General features: G+C 58.1%; 19 protein-coding genes. 10 read left to right on the top strand and 9 right to left on the bottom strand.

What is annotated here, in order from left to right:
- Window positions 1-92: 92 nt before the first annotated feature.
- Together ACYZUA_RS08050 and ACYZUA_RS08055 are read left to right on the top strand one after the other, a co-directional pair.
- The gene (locus ACYZUA_RS08050) at window positions 93-1451 is read left to right on the top strand and encodes a transporter substrate-binding domain-containing protein (RefSeq protein WP_461962678.1); all 1359 of its coding nucleotides are present in this window, start codon (window positions 93-95) and stop codon (window positions 1449-1451) included.
- A 162-nt stretch (window positions 1452-1613) separates the two neighbouring features.
- Entirely contained in the window at window positions 1614-1901 is a 288-nt protein-coding gene (locus ACYZUA_RS08055; protein ID WP_461962679.1) for a DUF3509 domain-containing protein, read from the top strand.
- A 170-nt stretch (window positions 1902-2071) separates the two neighbouring features.
- Here ACYZUA_RS08055 and ACYZUA_RS08060 read toward each other — a convergent pair whose 3' ends face one another.
- Entirely contained in the window at window positions 2072-2935 is an 864-nt protein-coding gene (locus ACYZUA_RS08060) for a TIGR02285 family protein (protein WP_461962680.1), read from the bottom strand.
- Window positions 2936-2993: 58 nt separating this feature from the next.
- A complete protein-coding gene (locus ACYZUA_RS08065) occupies window positions 2994-4193 on the bottom strand; it encodes a CaiB/BaiF CoA transferase family protein (protein ID WP_461962681.1) in 1200 nt (399 codons plus the stop codon).
- Between the two features lie 147 nt (window positions 4194-4340).
- Between ACYZUA_RS08065 and ACYZUA_RS08070 the strand changes: the two genes are divergently transcribed.
- From ACYZUA_RS08070 to ACYZUA_RS08080, 3 genes are all read left to right on the top strand, one after another.
- Window positions 4341-4883, top strand: a complete 543-nt coding sequence (locus ACYZUA_RS08070) for a YaeQ family protein (protein WP_007897614.1) — start codon at window positions 4341-4343, stop codon at window positions 4881-4883.
- A 66-nt stretch (window positions 4884-4949) separates the two neighbouring features.
- The gene (gene recJ, locus ACYZUA_RS08075; protein ID WP_461962682.1) at window positions 4950-6659 is read left to right on the top strand and encodes a single-stranded-DNA-specific exonuclease RecJ; all 1710 of its coding nucleotides are present in this window, start codon (window positions 4950-4952) and stop codon (window positions 6657-6659) included.
- Window positions 6660-6926: 267 nt separating this feature from the next.
- Window positions 6927-8033, top strand: a complete 1107-nt coding sequence (locus ACYZUA_RS08080) for an NADH:flavin oxidoreductase/NADH oxidase (protein WP_461962683.1) — start codon at window positions 6927-6929, stop codon at window positions 8031-8033.
- A 210-nt stretch (window positions 8034-8243) separates the two neighbouring features.
- Here the strand turns inward: ACYZUA_RS08080 and ACYZUA_RS08085 are convergent, their stop codons facing one another.
- A complete protein-coding gene (locus ACYZUA_RS08085) occupies window positions 8244-9869 on the bottom strand; it encodes a glucan biosynthesis protein D (RefSeq protein ID WP_461962684.1) in 1626 nt (541 codons plus the stop codon).
- A 393-nt stretch (window positions 9870-10262) separates the two neighbouring features.
- Here ACYZUA_RS08085 and ACYZUA_RS08090 point away from each other — a divergent pair, with 393 nt between their 5' ends.
- The 3 genes from ACYZUA_RS08090 to ACYZUA_RS08100 all read left to right on the top strand — a co-directional run bounded on the left by ACYZUA_RS08090 (window position 10263) and on the right by ACYZUA_RS08100 (window position 11237).
- Window positions 10263-10448, top strand: coding sequence for a hypothetical protein (locus ACYZUA_RS08090; protein WP_309675727.1), 186 nt, complete (start codon window positions 10263-10265; stop codon window positions 10446-10448).
- Between the two features lie 142 nt (window positions 10449-10590).
- Window positions 10591-10836: an AbrB/MazE/SpoVT family DNA-binding domain-containing protein gene (locus ACYZUA_RS08095; RefSeq protein WP_461962685.1), complete on the top strand. Its 246-nt coding sequence runs from the start codon at window positions 10591-10593 to the stop codon at window positions 10834-10836.
- The gene (locus ACYZUA_RS08100; protein WP_140677731.1) at window positions 10836-11237 is read left to right on the top strand and encodes a type II toxin-antitoxin system VapC family toxin; all 402 of its coding nucleotides are present in this window, start codon (window positions 10836-10838) and stop codon (window positions 11235-11237) included. Before ACYZUA_RS08095 ends, ACYZUA_RS08100 begins: the two co-directional genes overlap by 1 nt.
- Before the next feature lie 120 nt (window positions 11238-11357).
- On the opposite strand, the gene ACYZUA_RS08105 is transcribed toward ACYZUA_RS08100, so the two are convergent.
- Window positions 11358-11870, bottom strand: a complete 513-nt coding sequence (locus tag ACYZUA_RS08105; protein WP_461962686.1) for a BRO-N domain-containing protein — start codon at window positions 11868-11870, stop codon at window positions 11358-11360.
- 438 nt (window positions 11871-12308) lie between these two features.
- Between ACYZUA_RS08105 and ACYZUA_RS08110 the strand changes: the two genes are divergently transcribed.
- Together ACYZUA_RS08110 and ACYZUA_RS08115 are read left to right on the top strand one after the other, a co-directional pair.
- Window positions 12309-13562 carry an AAA family ATPase gene (locus ACYZUA_RS08110; protein WP_095132341.1) on the top strand — a complete coding sequence of 418 codons (1254 nt, stop codon included), beginning with the start codon at window positions 12309-12311 and terminating at the stop codon, window positions 13560-13562.
- A gap of 2 nt (window positions 13563-13564) precedes the next feature.
- Window positions 13565-14191: an RloB family protein gene (locus tag ACYZUA_RS08115; protein ID WP_461962687.1), complete on the top strand. Its 627-nt coding sequence runs from the start codon at window positions 13565-13567 to the stop codon at window positions 14189-14191.
- A 239-nt stretch (window positions 14192-14430) separates the two neighbouring features.
- On the opposite strand, the gene ACYZUA_RS08120 is transcribed toward ACYZUA_RS08115, so the two are convergent.
- From ACYZUA_RS08120 to ydcS, 5 genes are all read right to left on the bottom strand, one after another.
- A complete protein-coding gene (locus ACYZUA_RS08120; RefSeq protein WP_461962688.1) occupies window positions 14431-15855 on the bottom strand; it encodes a gamma-aminobutyraldehyde dehydrogenase in 1425 nt (474 codons plus the stop codon).
- Window positions 15856-15981: 126 nt separating this feature from the next.
- Window positions 15982-16824, bottom strand: a complete 843-nt coding sequence (locus ACYZUA_RS08125; protein WP_461962689.1) for an ABC transporter permease — start codon at window positions 16822-16824, stop codon at window positions 15982-15984.
- Entirely contained in the window at window positions 16814-17761 is a 948-nt protein-coding gene (locus tag ACYZUA_RS08130; protein ID WP_223429733.1) for an ABC transporter permease, read from the bottom strand. Before ACYZUA_RS08130 ends, ACYZUA_RS08125 begins: the two co-directional genes overlap by 11 nt.
- A 1-nt stretch (window position 17762) precedes the next feature.
- Entirely contained in the window at window positions 17763-18800 is a 1038-nt protein-coding gene (locus tag ACYZUA_RS08135; RefSeq protein WP_461962690.1) for an ABC transporter ATP-binding protein, read from the bottom strand.
- Window positions 18801-19099: 299 nt separating this feature from the next.
- Complete coding sequence (gene ydcS, locus ACYZUA_RS08140; RefSeq protein WP_461962691.1) at window positions 19100-20251, bottom strand: putative ABC transporter substrate-binding protein YdcS; 1152 nt, start codon at window positions 20249-20251, stop codon at window positions 19100-19102.
- Window positions 20252-20258: the final 7 nt, after the last annotated feature.

Consider the following 20258-nt stretch of genomic DNA (forward strand, 5'->3'; position numbering starts at 1 on the left):
CGTCTCCTGACGGGCTTTCTCATTTCTGCGTGCCACACTTGGCTGGTTTTCGCCTACGAAGGACGGGCGAGTTGATTACGAAGGAAGTGGCAATGCTGTTTTTCAGAGGGTTAAAACCAGCTGCATGCTGGATGTTTTTTTTAGTCGGTACCCTGGGCTTTGCTCAATGGGGGAGCGCGTCGCAATTGGCGGCGACCGATTCCAAAGGATCGGTTGCTGGCCCAATGATCGAGCTGGACGCTCAGGAGTTGAAATGGATTGCCGAGCATTCAAAAGTCATCGTCGCCTCGGTGCAATATCCGCTGTACCTGTTCAAGGATGAGCACGGCCAATGGAGCGGTTTGAACAATGATCTGCTCAAGCGCATCAGCGCAATGACGGGGTTGCAGTTTGTTCACGAAGAATCGTTTTCCACCGATCAGTTGCTCGGGCGACTGGAAAGTGGCGCGGCGGACATGAGCACGACGCTGGCGATGAATGACGAACGCAAGACGTTTCTTGATTTCAGTCATGCGTTCGGTGGCGCAGGCTGGGTGTTCGTCGGGCGGGCCGGGGCGCCAGAGGTGCAATCCCTGGAGCAGCTGTCGGGAAGGGTTCTGGTGTTGCCGACCCGGCATGCGCTGGAGGCCACGATTCGCCGCGACCATCCGGACATCGAGCTGCGCTCGGTTAAAACCTATGCGGAGGCCCGGGCGCTGGTCGAGAGCGGTGAGGCCTATGCCACCATCGAAAACGAAACCGGAGCACAACTCTATCCGTCCGGGCAGCTCAAGGTCGGGTATACGGTGGAGGGCAAATGGGAGGCGGACCACCTGGCCGTACGCAAAGGTCAACCTCAGCTGTCGAGCATCCTCAACAAGGCACTTGAGGCGCTTGATCCTGCCGAATTGCGCGCCATTCGCCTGAAATGGCTCAATGGGATTACCCCGGTCAAGGTGCCCACCGTCTGGCACCGGCTCGCCGAGTGGGGCTGCTGGGGAATGTTTATCGTCAGTCTGTTCGGCTTGTTGTCCTTGCTCTGGAACCGACGGCTCACGGTATTGATCCAGCAACGCATGGATGCCGAGAGAAGTCTGAGTGATCAGCTCGCCTTCCAGCATGCGTTGATGGACGCCATGCCCGATCCGATGTTTGTTCGTGATCTGGAAGGCCGTTTGATCATGTGCAACAAAAGTTATGAGGAGGGCTTGTCGACCCGGTTCGACCAGGTTCAGGGGCGACAGCTGATTGAATTGGACGTCTTGCCCATGGAGACTGCCGAACTGCTGCATGCAGAGTTCATGGCCCAGCTCGGTACGCGCAAGACGCGCTTCAGTGAGCGTCAATTGATGTTCAACAACGGCGTCAGGCATGTCTATCAGTGGACGGTGCCTTTTTACGGTGCCGACGGACAATTGCGGGGCCTGCTGGGTGGATGGACCGATATCGGCAAGCGCAAGCAGCAGGCGTGAGGCGGCTGTTTTTTCTCTGTCATCTTGGCCGTGCATGCTCTATTGACCCGCGGCGCAGGTTCACCAGCAGTCGGTATCCAGAACTTTCTTCTCGAGCCAGTGGTCATTTACTGTAGGCACGCCCCAGGCACTTTGTTTTCGGACTATTGAGTGGTGATCGAGATGGAAAGTATCAGTCTATTGCTCGGTGAAGCTCTGAGCCCGTATCAGGTAACGTTGACCCCGTCGGGGACCCATGGCGAATGCCTGGTGACACTGAAAAATGCGACCGGCGCGATCGTGGTCGAGCGGGCGTTCAATCAGGCCCAGTTGACCAGCAAACGTCTACTGACGGATGTCGTCGACGGTTTGCATCGCGACGTGATGATCGCCGAAGGTCGGCTGGAGCCCTGCGTCATCGCGGCGTTACGTAATGCTGCTCAGGACAAAATCCTGGCCAACCGAAATTGAATTTTTTTTTGTGGGAACCTTCCTGCGCTTAGGCCAGTCAGACCATGTAACAGCAGGATCAAGCATTGTGCTCCGGTGCTTGTAGCTTGCTGTTACTGGTCTTTATGTAGGCCACGTTTAACCCCGAGTCGTCTCCCCACTTCTCGGGGTTTCTTTTTGCCTGCGATTTGTCATTGCTCGGCCTGCTGTATGAAAAATGCCCGGCTGGCTTCCAGGTAGTCGCTGCGACTTTCGGGGTCCAGCCAGGCGGCGTATGCCTCGCTCAATTGATCGTGGGGCAGGGTGCGCAGCAGTTGGTTGATCTCGATGATCGCCTGCCGACCCTGGGGGGTGTCGGTACAGCCAATGTAACCGGACAGGTATTTGCCCGTGCCGCGAATCGGGTAGAACTGCAATTCATCCTCCGCGAACCCTTGCTGCTGGGCCTGGTAGCGGATCTCCGAGCGGTACCCCAACAGCATCCGCAAGCGCCCCAGGCGTTGCATTTGCAACAGGCTGCCCAAAGCATCGTTACCGTAATGGAGGGTCAGTGAGTTGGCTGGCGCTTGTTTGAGCAGCGCGTCGAGATATTCGCCGTAGTTGCGCTCGGCAATAATGCCCAGTTTCTCCCGGCCGCTGGCCAGCAGGGCCGCGAGGTCCACTTCGCCGTCCTTGATAAAGGGCGCCAGCACCTTCCGATCAACGCGGCGCACGGCCAGGCCATTACTCATGGCCCGAAAGACCGGAATGGAAAACGCGATCCAGCCATCGCGCTCCTTGCTCCAGTTCAGCGCTGCATCGCACGTGAGGGATGGCTCGTGGAGCATTTGCAAGCCGCGAGCGCGATTGACTCGCATCAGGGTGTGTTCGTATTGCGGCATGCGGGCGATCAGTAGCGGCAGCAGTTGATCGATGACGCCCTGGCCCTTTTTCGATCCTTCGAAAATCATCAGCGGTGGAAGATCGCGCAACAGCCAGACCAGGGTTTCCTTCGGTTGCGCCAACGTTGGCTGAGCCTGGCCGGCGAGCAACAGGAAAAACGCGAACGCGCACACTGCTCGTCCGCCACGCGTCAGGCAGTGGTTGATGGGCCGCGCAAGCAGGTGCCTCAGCTTAAATGGCCCCGTCTTCACGCAGCTTTTCGATCTGTTCCTTGTCGTAACCAAGATCGTTGAGTACCTGCACATTGTGTTCGCCCAACTGCGGCCCGACCCATTCCGAAGTGCCAGGTGTATCAGAGAGTTTCGGCACGATTCCCGGCATCTTGAAATCTTTGCCGTCCGGCAACTTGGCCTTCAGAAACATTTCCCGGGCCAGGTACTGTGGATCACTGAACATGTCTTCAGCGCTGAAGATCCGGCTGGCCGGTACGTCGGCCTGATTCAACCGCTCGATGATGGTGTCCAGCGGCAGCGAGTTGACCCAGCGATCAATCACCCCATAAATCTCGTCGCGACGGCTATCGCGTCCGTCGTTGCTCGCCAATACAGGGTCGTTGGCCAAGTCCTCGCGGCCAATGATCAGCATGAAGCGTTTGAAGATCGCGTCGCCATTGGCGCCGATCTGCACATGTTTGCCGTCGGCACTGGTGTGGATCGAGGAGGGCGTGATGCCCGGCATGATGTTGCCGGTGCGCTCGCGGATGAAGCCGAACACGTCGAACTCGGGGACCATGCTTTCCATCATGGCGAAGATCGCTTCATACAGCGCCACATCCACCACTTGGCCGAGGCCACCGTTGACCTCGCGATGACGCAACGCCATCAGCGCACCGATCACACCCCACAACGCCGCAATCGAGTCGCCGATGGAAATACCGGTGCGCACCGGTGGCCGATCTTCGAACCCGGTGATGTAACGCAGGCCGCCCATGGATTCACCGACGGCGCCAAAGCCTGGTTGATCTTTCATCGGCCCGGTCTGACCGAAACCCGAGAGGCGCACCATCACCAGTTTCGGGTTCAGAGCGTGCAAGACATCCCAGCCCAAACCGAGTTTTTCCAACACGCCCGGGCGAAAATTCTCGATCAGAATGTCGGCTTCGGTGAGCAGTTTTTTCAGGATCGCCAGGCCCTCGGGGTGTTTGAGGTTCAGGGTCAGGGACTTCTTGTTGCGCGCCTGGACGAACCACCACAGCGAGGTGCCTTCATACAGTTTTCGCCATTTGCGCAACGGATCGCCGCCATCGGGGGACTCGATTTTGATCACCTCGGCACCGAACTCGCCGCAAATGCGCGAGGCAAACGGCCCGGCGATCAGCGTACCCAATTCAATGACTTTCAGACCTGAGAGCGGTTTTCCGGTGAGCGGCATGCTGGATCCTGTAGGACAAAGGTTGAGCGAATACAGGGTTTTAACATAGCCGAACGTCAGACGACCAAGGTTGATCGCCTTCAATTCGTGGATTGCCTACCGCATCGGTTAGACTTGCCGCCTTTCCCCGTATCAAGAAGCCCGTTCATGGCCCAGCCGTCCACGACCTACAAGTTTGAACTGAACCTTACCGACCTCGATCGCAGCGTGTACGAGAGCGTGAAGCAGACCATCGCCCGTCACCCTTCGGAGACCGAAGAGCGCATGACCGTGCGGCTGCTGGCCTACGCCTTCTGGTACAACGAGCAGTTGTCGTTTGGTCGCGGTCTGTCAGACGTGGACGAACCTGCCCTGTGGGAAAAGAGCCTGGACGACCGTGTTCTGCACTGGATCGAAGTCGGCCAGCCTGACGCCGACCGCCTGACGTGGTGCTCGCGTCGCACCGAACGCACCAGCCTGCTGGCTTACGGCAGCCTGCGCGTCTGGGAGACCAAAGTGATCCCGGCGATCAAAAACCTGAAAAACGTGCACATCGCGGCTGTTCCGCAGGAAGTGCTGGAAACCCTGGCCAAAGACATGCCCCGGGTTATCAAGTGGGACGTGATGATCAGCGAAGGGACGATTTTCGTCACCGACGACCGTGGTCAGCATGAAGTCCAGTTGCAGTGGCTGAGCGGCGAGCGCGGCTGATTATTCGCTGCTGGTCCGCGTTACCCGTTTTTATCCTACGTATTCAAGAGAAGCACCTGTCACCCCATGCGCATCGAACCTCGCCTGTTGCCCGACACCCTGCCATTCCTCGGTGATCTGCCGCCGCTGCTGACCCGTCTGTACGCGGCGCGGGGCGTGCTGTCCGAGGCTGAACTGGACAAGAGCCTGGCGCGGTTGATTCCGTACCAGCAACTCAAAGGCATCGATGCGGCGGTGGATTTGCTGGTGACGGCGCTCGAGCAGCGTCAGCGGATTCTAATCGTCGGTGACTTCGACGCCGATGGCGCGACGGCCAGTACGGTGGGCATGTTGGGCTTGCGCCTGCTGGGCGCGGCGCACGTCGACTATTTGGTGCCGAATCGATTCGAGTACGGCTACGGCCTGACGCCGGAAATCGTCGAAGTGGCGCTGACCCGTACACCACAGTTGTTGATCACTGTGGACAACGGTATCTCCAGCGTCGAAGGCGTGGCGGCGGCGAAAAAGGCCGGGCTCCAGGTGCTGGTCACCGACCACCACTTGCCCGGTGACGAGTTGCCGTTGGCCGATGCCATCGTCAATCCCAACCAGCCAGGTTGCGAGTTTCCGAGCAAGGCGCTGGCCGGCGTCGGGGTGATTTTCTATGTGCTGATGGCCCTGCGTGCGCGTTTGCGCAGCCTCGGCTGGTACGAGAGCAAGCCGCAGCCGAACATCGGCGAGTTGCTGGACCTTGTGGCCCTGGGCAGCGTCGCCGACGTGGTACCGCTGGATGCCAACAACCGGATTCTGGTGCACCAAGGCCTCGAGCGGATTCGCGCCGGGCGCGCGCGGCCGGGGATCAAGGCGATCCTCGAAGTCGCCAAGCGTGACCACGCGCGCATCACCTCTACCGACCTGGGTTTCATTGTCGGCCCACGTCTGAACGCGGCGGGGCGTCTGGATGACATGAGCCTGGGCATCGAATGCCTGCTCACCGAAGACGCCGGTCTGGCGCGTGAAATGGCCGTTCAACTCGACGGTATGAACCAGGACCGCAAATCCATCGAGCAAGGCATGCAGCGTGAAGCGCTGGCTCAACTGAAGGATTTGCCGGTCGAGTCGATGCCGTTCGGCTTGTGCCTGTTCGATCCCGAGTGGCATCAGGGTGTCATCGGAATCCTCGCATCGCGTATGAAAGAGCGCTATTTCCGTCCGACCATTGCCTTTGCCGATGCTGGCGATGGCTTGCTCAAGGGCTCGGGGCGTTCGGTTCAGGGGTTTCATATTCGCGACGCGTTGAGCGTGGTGGCGGCGCAGCATCCGAACCTGATCAGCAAATACGGTGGCCATGCGATGGCCGCCGGCCTGACGCTGCCGGAAGCGAATTTTCCGTTGTTCGCCGAAGCCTTTGACGCTGAAGTGCGAAGGCAATTGCGCGAAGAAGACCTGACCGGGCGATTGCTGTCGGACGGCACGTTGGCGGTCGAGGAATTCCACCTGGAACTGGCCCGCGCCCTGCGCCATGCCGGGCCTTGGGGACAGCACTTCCCTGAGCCGCTGTTCCACGGCGTGTTCCAGTTGGTCGAGCAGCGAGTGGTCGGCGAGCGCCACCTCAAAGTGGTGCTGAAGAGTGAATGTGGTTCGGTAAAACTGGATGGCATTGCCTTCGGAATCGACCGCGACATCTGGCCGAATCCGACCATCAAGTGGGTGGAATTGGCCTACAAACTCGACCTCAACGAGTTTCGGGGCAACGAGACGGTGCAGTTGATGATTGCCCACATCGAACCGCGTTAAGCCCTTCGCGAGCAGGCTCGCTCCCACAGGTTGTGCGCAGTCTGTAGGAGCAAGGCTTGCCCGCGATAGCGATCTCCCTGCCGCCAAATATCCCCGGAACCCTCCCTCATCCCCCGATGTCGACTAGTCTCTAAGCACTGCTTGATTATCCTTGTGACGTCTTGTCGAATTTTTTGCCCGCGGGGGCGGGTGCTGCACCTTTTTCCTGTCACTCGTCGACTTTCAAACAGAACCCTGGAGCCTGCCCACTGATTCGAGAGGTGCCCCATGAGTCTGCTGCTTGAACCCTATACCCTTCGCCAATTGACCCTGCTCAACCGCATTGCGGTGTCGCCGATGTGCCAGTACTCCAGCGTTGATGGACTGGCCAATGACTGGCACCTGGTCCACCTCGGCAGCCGCGCTGTCGGCGGCGCCGGCCTGGTATTTACCGAAGCCACGGCGGTCACGGCCGACGGGCGCATCACGGCCGAGGACCTCGGTCTGTGGAACGATGAACAGATCGAACCGTTGCAACGCATCACGCGCTTCATTGCAGCTCAAGGCGCTGTGGCCGGCATTCAGTTGGCTCACGCCGGGCGCAAGGCCAGCACTCATCGGCCGTGGATCGGCAAACATGGCAGCGTCAAACCCGAAGACGGTGGCTGGATCCCGGTGGGCCCATCGACGATTGCTTTCGACCCGCAGCACACCCATCCCAAGCAGCTTGATGAAAGCGAGATCGCTGAGGTCATTCAGGCGTTTGTCGCTTCAGCCCAGCGAGCACTGACCGCCGGTTTCAAAGTGGTGGAAATACACGCCGCCCACGGTTACCTGTTGCATCAGTTTCTTTCGCCCCTGAGCAATCAGCGGCGTGATCAATATGGTGGTTCGTTCGAGAACCGCATCCGGCTGGTGCTGCAAGTCACCGAAGCGGTGCGTGCGGTGTGGCCGGAAGAGCTACCGCTGTTCGTGCGGGTGTCGGCCACCGATTGGGTGGAAGACGGCTGGAACCCGGATGAAACCGTGGAGCTGGCGCGACGCCTCCACGCGTTGGGCGTAGACCTGATTGACGTCTCGTCGGGCGGTACGGCGGCGAATGCCGAGATTCCTACCGGTCCCGGGTATCAGACCCGTTTCGCCGAACGTGTGCGCAAAGAGTCAGGTATTGCCACCGGCACGGTAGGAATGATTACCGAGCCGGCACAGGCCGAGCACATTCTGCGCACCTGTCAGGCCGACATCATCTTTCTCGCCCGTGAGCTGCTGCGTGATCCGTATTGGCCGCTGCATGCCGACGATGACCTGGGTGGACGCAAGGCCATCTGGCCGGCGCAGTATCAGCGGGCCACCCATCGTGAACAGCCGATTCATGAGTCGGATTTGCGCGACTGAGTGATGCTATAAAACCCCAAAGCCCCGATCGAATTGACCGGGGCTTTTGCGTTTTTGTGCCGGAATGTTGGTTGCCTGTTCGGCCGTCTTCGCGAGCAAGCTCAGCTCCTACAAGGGTATCGTGTCGAACACATCATTTTCGTTCGACACGATACCCTTGTAGGAGCTGAGCTTGCTCGCGAAGGGGCCAGCCCAGACACCCAATTACTCTCAGGTGTACTTACGCTTGTCCGGTGCAGGCGGGAAGTACTGGTACAACCAGGTTTCACTCAACGTCCGGTCATTGGTGCGAATGAACAACCGCAGCTCCACCGGCGCCACACTGTCATTGGTCGGGTACCAGTCAAAGGTAATGCGGTAACCCTTGATGTCATCCAGTACCAGCACGTTGAAATCCTTCACTTGCCCATTCGAACACGTGACTACCGGCTCAATCCCCGCGCCTTCCGGCAAGCGGTCCAGACCACCACCGGTGAAGTCCACGGCAAACCGTCGCGCCCAGACGTCCGGGTAATGCTCGCCAGGCGCCCAGCCTTCGATGAAGCCGCCCATGCCCGAACGAGTCGCGTTGACTCGCGCCAACGGCGTGCTTACCGGTGGCAGTGCGCTCCAGTACAGCTTGTAGCCGTAGTTCAGTGAGTCGCCGGCCGCGACCGGTTTTTTCGGAGTCCAGAACGCGACGATGTTATCCAGGGTTTCGCCGGTTGTAGGAATTTCCAACAGATCGATAGAGCCTTCGCCCCACGCGGTCGTAGGTTCTACCCACAGGCTCGGGCGCTTGCTGTACCAGTCGACGGTGTCTTGATAGCTGTCGAACTCGTGATCGGTCTGCACCAGGCCGAAACCTTTCGGATCGGTGTCGGCGAAGGCATTGAATTGCAGGGTGGCTGGGTTGTTCAGCGGGCGGCAGATCCACTCGCCGTTGCCGCGCCACATGGCCAGGCGATCCGAGTCGTGGATTTGCGGGTGAATCGTGTCGCACATGCGCCGTTCATGGGTGCCGCAGCTGAACATGCTGGTCATCGGCGCGATGCCCAGTTGTTCGATGGCAGTGCGCGCATTGATGTGGGCATCGACGCCCATGACGACCTGGCTGGCCTGACAGTCGATGTCGAAACGGTAAGCACCGGTGGCGCTCGGTGAATCCAGCAGGGCGTAGACCACGAAGCGGGTGCTGTCCTTGTCCGGCGTCTCGAACCAGAACTTGGTGAAATCCGGGAATTCTTCACGCTTCTTGGCATAGGTATCGATCGCCAGGCCGCGTGCCGACAGACCGTACTGGCCTGAGGCATCGACCGCACGGAAATAGCTGGCGCCGAGGAAAGACAACACATCGTGCCGGTCCAGCTCCGGGGCCTTGAACAGCTTGAACCCGGAAAACCCCAGATCGCCCGTGAGCTGCTTGGTGTCGACCGTAGTTTTTTCATAGTTGAACAGGGACGGGCGGAAATGCACCTCCCGCGCCTGACGCGTCTTGGGGTCGACGCTGTACATGCGCACCGGTTGTTTGAAACCCATGCCGACGTGGAAAAATTGCACATCCAACTGACCGTTGAGGTCATTCCACAGCGAATGGTTGCCGTCGTAGCGGATCGCGTTGAAGTTCTGCGGTGTCATGGTCGCCAGGGTCGGCGGCAACACCTGCTTGGTGTCTTGATAGCGATTGCCGGCGAGCTGCTTGGCCTGGATCTTCAGCGCTTCGAAGTCGAACGCCTGAGCTTCGCCATCCGCCGCGCCGGTACCGGCCCAGGCCCGCGAAGCCAGCAGGCCGGTGGCTGATAATCCGGTGTAGGCCGCGATGGCCATGGATGCTTTGAGCAAATTCCTGCGGTGCATAAGTTCAACCTGTCGTGAACAATCCCGCGCCGTTCCTGGCACGTGCTGGATCAAAAAATAAAGGTTCGGACATGCCTTCGGCCAAACGCAACGGACATTAAACAGATAACAAATAGCTTAAACCGTTCGGTTGTGTAGAAAAAATGATTGGTAGCACTTTGGCTTCGCGGCAATGAAACAAGAAATGTCGGTTAAGTTTTCCGACAGTACTTTCTGATTTATAGGGCATTTCTGCTTTTTTTGACTAATTACTCTAAAAACCGCTTTTCAGCGCCCGGATAGTTTCTATTCTGTGGTCATGACCGGTTTCTGCCCTTCAGGCCGGCGACTGAAAAAAAGGAGAGGGCGATGCGGTTTTTGAAGTTTTCTCGGGCTTATAGAAGGACATCGTCCATGACGAAAGTACAAGGCATCACCCAGTTGCTGGGAATCCTTCCTTGCCTGACCACTGGGCGCCGAAGGCGTCGGGTCAGTTCGGACGAGATGAAGTTGTTGGAGCGCTATCGGGAGCTGTCGGAAAGCGACCAGATTGCGATGCGGTACCTGGTGGATGCGATGAGGAGTGTTTCGCGGTTTTGAAAAGGAGAAGGCTTTGGCCGTGACACAAGTGTCGCGGTCAGATCCTACAGAGCGGTAGGAACCTGACTACGATGAGCGGCGGTTGCAGACTTGCACGCTAAGTATTACGTTTCTCGGCAGAGTAATACTCCAGGAGAGCATCATGACGACAACCATGACCAGCAAAGGGCAGGTCACTATTCCCAAGCCTATTCGCGACGCACTGCACCTGACACCAGGTTCGGCGATAGAGTTTAGTGTCAACGCGCAAGGCGAGGTGGTGCTGCACAGCCATAAGGCAAAAGCCGACAAGACAGCCACACTCGACCGATTTGAGGCGGCGCGTGGTAAAGCGGATATCAAATGGCGAACCGACGATTTGATGGCATTGCTGCGAGGTGAGGACTGATGATATTGGTCGACACGAATGTGTTGATTGATGTTCTGGAAGACGACCCCGTCTGGGCTGACTGGTCCATACAACAGCTACGTGCTCAATCCCAGATTCATGAATTGGCCATCAATCCAATTATTTACGCCGAACTGTCCCATACATTCACCACGTTTGAAGCGCTGGATGATGCGGTTACACAGCTCGGTTTGGCGATGCGGGAAGTCCCGCGTCCCGCCTTGTTTTTGGCCGGAAAGGCTTTTGTTCGTTACCGGAAAGTAGGAGGCGGAAAAAGTAACGTGTTGGCGGATTTTTTCATCGGCGCGCATGCCGCTGTGAAAAAGCTGCCGTTGCTGACTCGTGATGCCAAGCGCTATCGCAGCTATTTTCCGTCGGTTGAATTGATAGTGCCGGCGTGAGCCCTTCGTGTTGTCACGGATAGATTTGCCGAGAAAGCGATTCGTGGAGTCTCTGAAGAGACGGCTAACAAAAGGGGCGGACTGTGAAGTCTGCCCCTTTTTTATTTTTTCACTCTATCTTCAACTGCAAGTGCCCACGATCGTGAACGGCCGTTGTGCCTGCATCAGATCAGGCATATCCCGCCACTTGATCCACGCCTGATGCTGCCAATGCAGCAGCGGCACCGAGATCCCGGCCCACTGCAACGAACTCAGGCTTGGAATGTTATCCACAGATGTCGCTTTCGAGTCACGCAGCGTAGGTATGACTTCGTTGCTCAGCCATTGGCGCAGGTTTCGGTTTTCCGGGACGAAATGGTGCACCAGAAGGGCATACATCCCTGATTCGCTGACCATCAGTGATTCGACTGCTTTCCCATTCTTGAGCAGCCAGACGTATCGACGCTGGTCCGGATCAAGTTTCAGGGTGAGGCGTTGGTCCATCGGACGGCCCATCAGGCGTCCCAGGTCCTGAACGCAGAACCAGGCTTGATTGTCCTGCATGAAAGCGTGGAGGAAACGGTTGTGGCGGGTGAAGACGGTAGGGGTGAAATGCGGATGGATTTCAGACGGATTTGGTGTGTGCGTAAGCATTTTTTCGACTCCATGTTGAAAAAGGAGCCGCCACTAATCCTTCGACAGATTTGGGTGGCGGACCGTGCGGCGTTCGAAGTCGGGACTCTCGATCAACATGTAAGCCAAGAGGCCCGCGCCACACGGCCCACCATAAAGCGAAGCTGAAAGGCAAAAGTTGCCCCAGTTTCTATGGGGGCGCGGATGCGCCATGTTGATGATTTACCGGCTTCGACCCCGGGTCGCTGATTTTGCAGCGACGGGTTGAAGCCTATCTGCAAGGCGCTCGCGGCGCCAAGTCTACTCTGGCGCCGCGTGTTGTAGGAATCAGTGTCTTTTCTGGAAGGTTCGATCTGTAGGAATTGCCTGTTTTTGCATGAGGTGCAGTCAAGCAGCGTCACAGCCGTGGTTTTTCCTATAGTTTTTCCCGTATTCAGGAACGAACTGCAGGTTTGCTACATGTTGATCGAATTTTCAGTTTCCAATTATCGCTCCTTCCGTGACAAACAAACCCTGTCCATGGCTGCGACACCGCGCTTGAGCAAAAAGCGCAACGTGTTCACACCCATCGTAAATGGAGAAAAACTGCCTGATTTATTGAAGGTGGCGGCGATTTACGGACCGAACGCATCCGGTAAATCTTCGCTTATCCGGGCAATGGGGGTCATGGGGAGTTTGCTCGCTTCGATACCTACATCAAATGATGAACCGCTACCGGTCTCGCCATTTCGTTTTGACCCGCAACTTCAAAACGAACCCAGTTCTTTTGAGTACAACTTCATTCAACGCGGGGTCCGATATCGGTTTGTTCTGCGTATGACGGCGCAGCGGGTTATCGAGGAACAATTGGTTTCCTATCCAAAAGGTAAGGAAACGCTGTTGTATTCGCGTCGTTTTGTTGATGAGGGAGAGCATTATGTTTTTGGCTCAAGCCTTGAGGGCGGTAAAGAGGTGCACAACGCTTGGCGGCGTCTGACGAGCCCCAAGATGTTGTTTATTTCACAGGCGGTTGCGAACAGTAGCGAAGAGTTGACTCAGTTGCGGAGGCCGTTTAGCTGGTTTCAAACAGGCCTACTCGTTATTGAGCAGAACAACATGATGGGGCTGTCAGCAGCGTCCATCAGATTTCTTCGGATGGCATCGGATTACACACATGATTTACGAGACTTTCTAAAGGAAGTGGATATCCCGGTGTCAGCGATCCGGCTCAACACCGAAGACGCAGAGTCTGTTCAACGCACCAAAAAGCTCACACTGAAAGAGTTTTTCGCAGCAGCCCAAAAAGACAAAGTAACCCTGACGCATACGAGTCTTTTAGGCAGTGCGGAGTTTGATTTTTCCGAGGAGTCCGACGGTACGAAAAACCTGATTGGGTTCTGGCTGCCCTGGTTCATGATCAATCACGCCGATGGTAGCGGGATACTTTCTGTCGATGAGTTGGACAGCAGCCTTCATCCCTCAATAGTCGCGGACTTGATTGAGAAACACCTGGACAGTGGGCTGGATACTCAACTGATCTTTACCACTCACGACACTCATCTAATGAACGCCAAAGCGCTTCGGCGCGATCAGTTCTGGATCACCGAAAGAGACGCTAACGGTGCAACCTGCCTTTTTTCTGTTTACGACTTTGAAGGACGGGAAGGGGAGGATGTCGAGAAGCGTTATTTTGAAGGCCGTTATCGCGGGTTGCCACTGATAAGGCGGGGTTGATCATGGCGCGTTCGATACGGCTATTTGATCGAAAGGCACCGCGGTTCAAGCCTCAACCAAAAGTGTTGATCCTCTGTGAAGACAGCAAGTCAGGAAAGCGATATCTGGAGGAGGCTGCATTTCATTTTCGCGCCAAAGCTCAAGTGGAAATTGCCCACTGTGGCGTCACACACCCAAGCGGCATTGTAGAAACAGCAATAGCCCGCCAGAAAGGCTTCGACAAGGTGTTTTGTGCATTGGATCGCGATACACATCTGTGTTTTGAACGAGCGATAAATCTGGCGAGGCCTCATCCGAAAATCAAAGTCATCGCTTCGTACCCCTGTTTTGAGTTTTGGCTGCTTCTGCACTTCGGTTTCAATCGAAAGCCATTTCGAGCGGTTGGGAAGCACTCTCCAGGCGACTTGGTGGCCAAGAGCCTCAGAGAAAAACCCAGCATGGATAAATACGACAAAGGCGAAGACACCAACTATTTCGCACAACTTTTAGGTGAACCCTTCCAAAGGGCGAGAGATTTGGCACCCAAGATTATCGAGGACGTTGCTATCAGCGGCGACCCCAACCCCAGCACCGAAATCCATTTGCTGATGGACGAATTCGAAATTCTCTCCAAACCCCTGCCGATCTAACACTTCAAACCCTGCCCGCATCACTGCGGGCAGGGTAATTACCCTTATCGACTAACCTTCCAAGCATCCCCCGCAGGCGCAGTCCCATGGTCATACGGCTTGGCAAGCCACATGTAAACCAGCCCCAACCCAATCACGATTGCAACCATCGCGTAGTTGATGTACCACGCCGCATCCGGCGTGCACCAATCATGCGAACGACATCAATCCTGTAGGAGCAAAGCTTGCTCGCGATGCTTTTAGTGCTTGAACATCACATGCCGAACAACGGTGTAGTCCTCCAGCCCGTACATGGACATGTCCTTGCCATAACCGGACAGTTTCTGACCGCCGTGAGGCATTTCGCTGACCAGCATGAAGTGCGTATTCACCCAGGTGCAGCCGTACTGCAAGCGTGCGGACAAGCGATGCGCACGCCCGACGTCCGAGGTCCAGACCGACGACGCCAGGCCGTAGTTCGAATCGTTGGCCCAGCCCAGCACCTGTGCTTCATCGGCGAATTTGGTCACCGACACCACAGGCCCGAACACTTCACGGCGGACGATTTCGTCGTCCTGTTGCGCGTCGGCCAACACCGTTGGTTCGAAGAAGAATCCATTGCCTTCCACCGCTTTGCCGCCGGTGATCAATCGAATATGCGGCTGCGCCACGGCACGCTCGACAAAACCGGTCACGCGGTCGCGATGTTGGGCGGTGATCAACGGGCCCAGTTCGGTCGACGGATCATCCTGCAAACCGTACTTGATGCTGCTGACCGCTTCGCCGAGCTTCTCGACAAATTTGTCGTAGATGCCTTCCTGCGCGTAGATGCGGCAGGCGGCGGTGCAGTCCTGGCCGGCGTTGTAGAAACCGAAGGTACGGATGCCTTCCACGGCCGCATCGATGTCGGCGTCGTCGAAGATGATCACCGGGGCTTTGCCGCCCAGTTCCATGTGCATGCGTTTGACGCTGTCGGCGGTGCTGGAAATGATGTTCGAACCGGTGGCAATCGAACCGGTCAACGAGACCATGCGCACTTTCGGGTGTGTGACCAGTGGATTGCCGACCGTAGGACCACGACCGACCACTAGGTTAAGTACACCGGCCGGGAAAATCTCCGACGCCAGTTCCGCCAGACGCAGCGCGGTCAACGGGGTTTGTTCCGACGGCTTGAGCACCACGGTATTACCCGCCGCGAGGGCCGGAGCGATTTTCCAGGCGACCATCATCAGTGGGTAGTTCCACGGTGCGATGGAGGCGATCACGCCGACCGGGTCGCGGCGGATCATCGAGGTGTGGCCTTGCAGGTATTCACCGCCCGCCGAACCGCTCATGCAACGGCTGGCGCCGGCGAAGAAACGGTACACGTCGGCAATCGCCGGGATCTCGTCGTTCAGCGCGGCGCTGTAAGGTTTACCGCAGTTGTCTGATTCCAGTTTGGCCAGTTCTTCGCCGTGGGCTTCGATGGCGTCGGCGAGTTTGAGCAGCAGCAGTGAACGTTCTTTCGGCGTGGTTTGCGACCAGCCTTCGAAGGCGCTGTCGGCGGCACGCACGGCGGCATCGACCTGGGCTTCGCTGGCTTCGTTGATTTCCACCAACACACGACCGAGGGCCGGGTTGAACACGGGTTGGGCAGGGCCTTCGCCGTTGATCAGTTGGCCATTGATCAAGAGTTTGGTTTGCATGGCTTTGTCCTCTTCAAGCGATAGTGGCTCTCGTAGGAGCAAGGCTTGCCCGCGATGGCATCGGCGCGGTTAATGGCCCTATCGCGGGCAAGCCTTGCTCCTACGGATCTCGTTGTTCTTGACTCTCTATTTCCCACCACTGCCCGCAACGCTTTCGCCGCCACGGGTCAGGTAATAAGCGCCGAGAATCGGCAGCATGGTCACCATCATCACCAGCATCGCGACGACGTTGGTCACCGGCACGTCCCGTGGGCGGCTGAGCTGGTTGAGCAGCCACAGCGGCAGGGTGCGTTCATGGCCGGCGGTGAAGGTGGTGACGATGATTTCGTCGAACGACAGGGCAAACGCCAACATGCCGCCGGCCAGCAACGCCGAGCCGAGGTTCGGCAGGACGATGTAGCGGAAGGTCTGCCAGCCGTCGGCGCCGAGGTCCATCGAAGCCTCGATCAAACTGTGAGAAGTGCGACGCAAGCGGGCGATGACGTTGTTGTAGACGATCACCACACAGAAGGTCGCGTGACCGACGATGATGGTGAACATCCCCGGCTCGATCCCCAGCGTCTTGAAAGTCGCCAGCAACGCGATACCGGTGATGATCCCCGGCAAGGCAATCGGCAGGATCAGCATCAGCGAGATGCCTTGCTTGCCGAAGAAATCCCGGCGATACAACGCCGCCGATGCCAGCGTGCCGAGGACCAGCGCAATCAACGTTGCGACGGAGGCGATTTGCAGCGACAGCTTGATCGCTTCCAGCACATCCGGCCGCGAGAACGCCACGCCGATCCACTTCAAGGTGAAGCCCTTTGGCGGAAAGCTGAACGCCGAGTCTTCGGTGTTGAAGGCGTACAGGAAGATGATCAGGATCGGGAAGTGCAGAAACACCAACCCGCCCCAGGCGGCGATGCGCAGCCCGAGCGAGGCTTTCTCGCCGTGGGTTTCTGGCGTTTGTTTTTTCGCATCAGAGCGCATCGAAGGCCCCCAGTCGTTTCACGACAGTCAGGTAAATGGCGATCAACACAATCGGCACCAGCGTGAAGGCCGCGGCCATCGGCATGTTGCCGATCGCGCCTTGCTGGGCGTACACCATGCTGCCGACGAAGTAGCCCGGCGGGCCCACCAGTTGCGGCACGATGAAGTCGCCCAGGGTCAGCGAAAAGGTGAAGATCGAACCGGCCGCGATGCCCGGAATCGACAGCGGCAGCGTCACTTGCATGAAGGTCTGGCGTGGCTTGGCGCCGAGGTCGGCCGAGGCTTGCAGCAAGGACGGCGGCAGACGTTCCAGCGAGGCCTGGATCGGCAGGATCATGAACGGCAGCCAGATGTAGACGAACACCATGAACCGGCCCAGGTGCGAGGTCGACAAGGTGCTGCCGCCGACGCCCGGAATGCCCAGGATGAACTGCAAAACCGGCTCAAGCCCCAGGTGTTGAACGAACCACTGCGCCACGCCGCCCTTGGCCAGCAGCAAGGTCCAGGCATACGCCTTGACGATGTAACTGGCCCACATCGGCATCATCACCGCGATGTAGAAAAACGCCTTGGTTTTGCCGGTGGTGTAGCGCGCCATGTAGTAGGCGATCGGGAACGCGACGATGGCGCTGGCGATCGAGACGACGACGGCCATGCTCAAGGTGCGCAGGATGATGTCGAAGTTCGACGGCTGGAACAGCGCAGCGAAGTTCGCCAGGGTCAGGTCGGGCGTGACCGCCATGGTAAAGTCATCGAAGGTGTAGAAGCCTTGCCACAGCAGAACCAGCAGCGAACCGAGATAGATCGCGCCGAACCACAGCAGCGGCGGCACCAGCAGCAGTGACAGGTAAAAGTTCGGCCGGCGATACAGCAGGTTGGAAAACCTGCGCAACGGCGAGCCGCCGGCCGGGGTTTGAGGGAGCGCCACGCTGTTCATCTCACACCCCGCCGACAGCGTTGTCGTGCAGCGGGATCATCGCTTCCCGTGCCCAGCGCGCGCTGATGCGTTGCCCGGTCTGATGTTGCGCGCTGACGTCCAGCCACTGGACGTTGGCCTGGCTGATGTTCAGGGTCTGGCCGTTCTCCAGTTTCAGTTCATAACGCGTGGCGCTGCCCTGGTACTGAATGTCATGGAGCAAACCGCTGACTTCGATTTCATGACTGGCCAACGGCCCCTCGGCGAAACGCACGTGTTCCGGGCGAATCGAAAACGGCTGTGGATTGCCGCTCAATTGTTTCGCCAGGTCGCCGCGAATCACGTTGGAGGTGCCGACGAATTCCGCCACAAAAGTAGTAGCCGGTTTCATGTAGAGATTGCGTGGCGTGTCGACCTGCTCGATGCGCCCCTTGTTGAACACCGCCACGCGATCCGACATCGACAGCGCTTCGGTCTGGTCGTGGGTGACGAAGATGAAGGTGATGCCGAGCTGGCGTTGCAGCTTCTTCAACTCACTCTGCATTTGCTCGCGCAGTTTTAAATCGAGCGCGCCCAATGGCTCATCGAGGAGCAGCACGCGCGGACGATTGACCAGGGCGCGGGCCAGGGCCACACGCTGGCGCTGGCCGCCGGACAGTTGCACCGGTTTACGCTCGCCGTAACCGCCAAGGGCGACCATGTCGAGGGCTTCTTCGGCGCGTTTCTGGCGTTCGGTTTTGCCGACGCCTTTGACTTTCAAACCGTAGGCGACGTTGTCGAGTACGTTCATGTGCGGGAATAGCGCGTAATCCTGGAACACGGTGTTCACGTCACGCTGATAGGGCGGCAGCCCGGTGGCTTCTTCGCCGTGAATATGGATAGAGCCTGCACTCGGCTGTTCGAAACCGGCGATCAGGCGCAGACAGGTGGTTTTGCCCGAGCCGGAAGGGCCCAGCATGGAAAAGAACTCGCCGTCCTGGATATCGATGGAAACCCGGTCAACGGCCTTCACTTCGCCGAACTGACGGGAAACGTTGGTGAACTGGACTGCAAGCGTCATGGTGCGGTGCTCCAAAAAGGCCAGGGCCTCACAGCGGTCCCTGCCTGGACTTCTGAAAAATCTGAATCGTTGCGGCGACGCGGTCGACTTCTAACGCCCTCGCCATTTGGAACGAGCGCGATTCGCCTTTAGCGCCCTCTCCCTCCGGGAGAGGGCGGGGGGTGAGGGCCGCGGTGTCGGCCATTGCCAAGAATCGAGGCGGAGTCAAAAACCACCCCTCACCCCAGCCCTCCCGAAACGTCGGACCGCCCCACAGAGGAGAGGGGGGAAAGGGAGCCGACCGTGTCGTTCTTGAGAACTCAGCGACCACCCATGATCGCGATGTAGTCCTGGGTCCAGCGGCTGTACGGCACGAACTTGCCGCCTTCAGCTTGCGGAGTTTTCCAGAAGGCGATTTTCTCGAACTGGTCGAAGCCGTTGGTTTTGCAGCCCTCGGCGCCTAGCAATTCGCTCTCCTTGCACCCCGCCGGAACCGCCGGCAACGAACCGAACCATGCCGCCAGGTCACCCTGGACTTTCGGTTGCAGCGACCAGTCCATCCACTTGTAGGCGCAGTTCGGGTGCTTGGCTTCGGCGTGCAACATGGTGGTGTCAGCCCAACCCGTTGCACCTTCTTTTGGAATCACCGAGGCAACCGGCTGCTTGTCCGCCATCAGGCCGTTGACCATGTAACCCCAAGAACTGGACGCCGCCACGCCTTCGTTTTTGACGTCACTCATCTGCACCGTTGCGTCATGCCAGTAGCGGTGGATCAAGGGCTGCTGTTTGCGCAGCAGGTCCAGCGCCGCTTTGTATTGCACTTCGTTGAGCTGGTACGGGTCTTTGATGCCCAGTTCCGGCTGTTTCGACTTGAGATAAAGCGCCGCATCGGCGATGTAGATCGGGCCGTCGTAGGCCTGGACCCGACCCTTATTGGACTTGCCGTCCGGCAGGGTTTGCTCTTCGAACACCACACTCCAGCTGTCCGGCGCTGTCTTGAAGATATTGGTGTTGTACATCAACACGTTCGGGCCCCATTGGTACGGGGTGCCGTAGGTTTGCTTGTTGACGACGTACCACGGGCCATCGTTGAGGCGAGGGTCAATGCTCTTCCAGTTCGGGATCAACGCTGTGTTGATCGGCTGCACACGCTTGCCGGCGATCAACCGCAGGGACGCATCGCCGGATGCAGTCACCAGGTCATAACCACCCTTGGACATCAGGCTGACCATTTCATCGGAAGTGGCGGCAGTCTTGACGTTGACCTTGCAGCCGGTTTCCTTTTCGAAGCCGGTGACCCAGTCGTAGGCCTTGTCGCTTTCGCCACGTTCGATGTAGCCAGGCCAGGCCACAATATCCAGCTGACCTTCGCCGGCACCGACGGCTTTCAGCGGTTCGGCGGCCTGGATACTGGCACTGGCCAGCAGCGCGGTGGTGATTGCACTGAGCAGTGCGGTCTTGTGCACGAACATGGGGTTT

The organism is Pseudomonas sp. LS2P72 (assembly GCF_054897865.1).

Coding starts and splice junctions, on each gene's coding strand:
- ACYZUA_RS08050 (WP_461962678.1), top strand. CDS start 93: ATGCTGTTTTTCAGAGGGTTAAAACCAGCTGCATGCTGGATGTTTTTT.
- ACYZUA_RS08055 (WP_461962679.1), top strand. CDS start 1,614: ATGGAAAGTATCAGTCTATTGCTCGGTGAAGCTCTGAGCCCGTATCAG.
- ACYZUA_RS08065 (WP_461962681.1), bottom strand. CDS start 4,193: ATGCCGCTCACCGGAAAACCGCTCTCAGGTCTGAAAGTCATTGAATTG.
- ACYZUA_RS08070 (WP_007897614.1), top strand. CDS start 4,341: ATGGCCCAGCCGTCCACGACCTACAAGTTTGAACTGAACCTTACCGAC.
- recJ (WP_461962682.1), top strand. CDS start 4,950: ATGCGCATCGAACCTCGCCTGTTGCCCGACACCCTGCCATTCCTCGGT.
- ACYZUA_RS08080 (WP_461962683.1), top strand. CDS start 6,927: ATGAGTCTGCTGCTTGAACCCTATACCCTTCGCCAATTGACCCTGCTC.
- ACYZUA_RS08085 (WP_461962684.1), bottom strand. CDS start 9,869: ATGCACCGCAGGAATTTGCTCAAAGCATCCATGGCCATCGCGGCCTAC.
- ACYZUA_RS08090 (WP_309675727.1), top strand. CDS start 10,263: ATGACGAAAGTACAAGGCATCACCCAGTTGCTGGGAATCCTTCCTTGC.
- ACYZUA_RS08095 (WP_461962685.1), top strand. CDS start 10,591: ATGACGACAACCATGACCAGCAAAGGGCAGGTCACTATTCCCAAGCCT.
- ACYZUA_RS08100 (WP_140677731.1), top strand. CDS start 10,836: ATGATATTGGTCGACACGAATGTGTTGATTGATGTTCTGGAAGACGAC.
- ACYZUA_RS08105 (WP_461962686.1), bottom strand. CDS start 11,870: ATGCTTACGCACACACCAAATCCGTCTGAAATCCATCCGCATTTCACC.
- ACYZUA_RS08110 (WP_095132341.1), top strand. CDS start 12,309: ATGTTGATCGAATTTTCAGTTTCCAATTATCGCTCCTTCCGTGACAAA.
- ACYZUA_RS08115 (WP_461962687.1), top strand. CDS start 13,565: ATGGCGCGTTCGATACGGCTATTTGATCGAAAGGCACCGCGGTTCAAG.
- ACYZUA_RS08120 (WP_461962688.1), bottom strand. CDS start 15,855: ATGCAAACCAAACTCTTGATCAATGGCCAACTGATCAACGGCGAAGGC.
- ACYZUA_RS08125 (WP_461962689.1), bottom strand. CDS start 16,824: ATGCGCTCTGATGCGAAAAAACAAACGCCAGAAACCCACGGCGAGAAA.
- ACYZUA_RS08130 (WP_223429733.1), bottom strand. CDS start 17,761: ATGAACAGCGTGGCGCTCCCTCAAACCCCGGCCGGCGGCTCGCCGTTG.
- ACYZUA_RS08135 (WP_461962690.1), bottom strand. CDS start 18,800: ATGACGCTTGCAGTCCAGTTCACCAACGTTTCCCGTCAGTTCGGCGAA.
- ydcS (WP_461962691.1), bottom strand. CDS start 20,251: ATGTTCGTGCACAAGACCGCACTGCTCAGTGCAATCACCACCGCGCTG.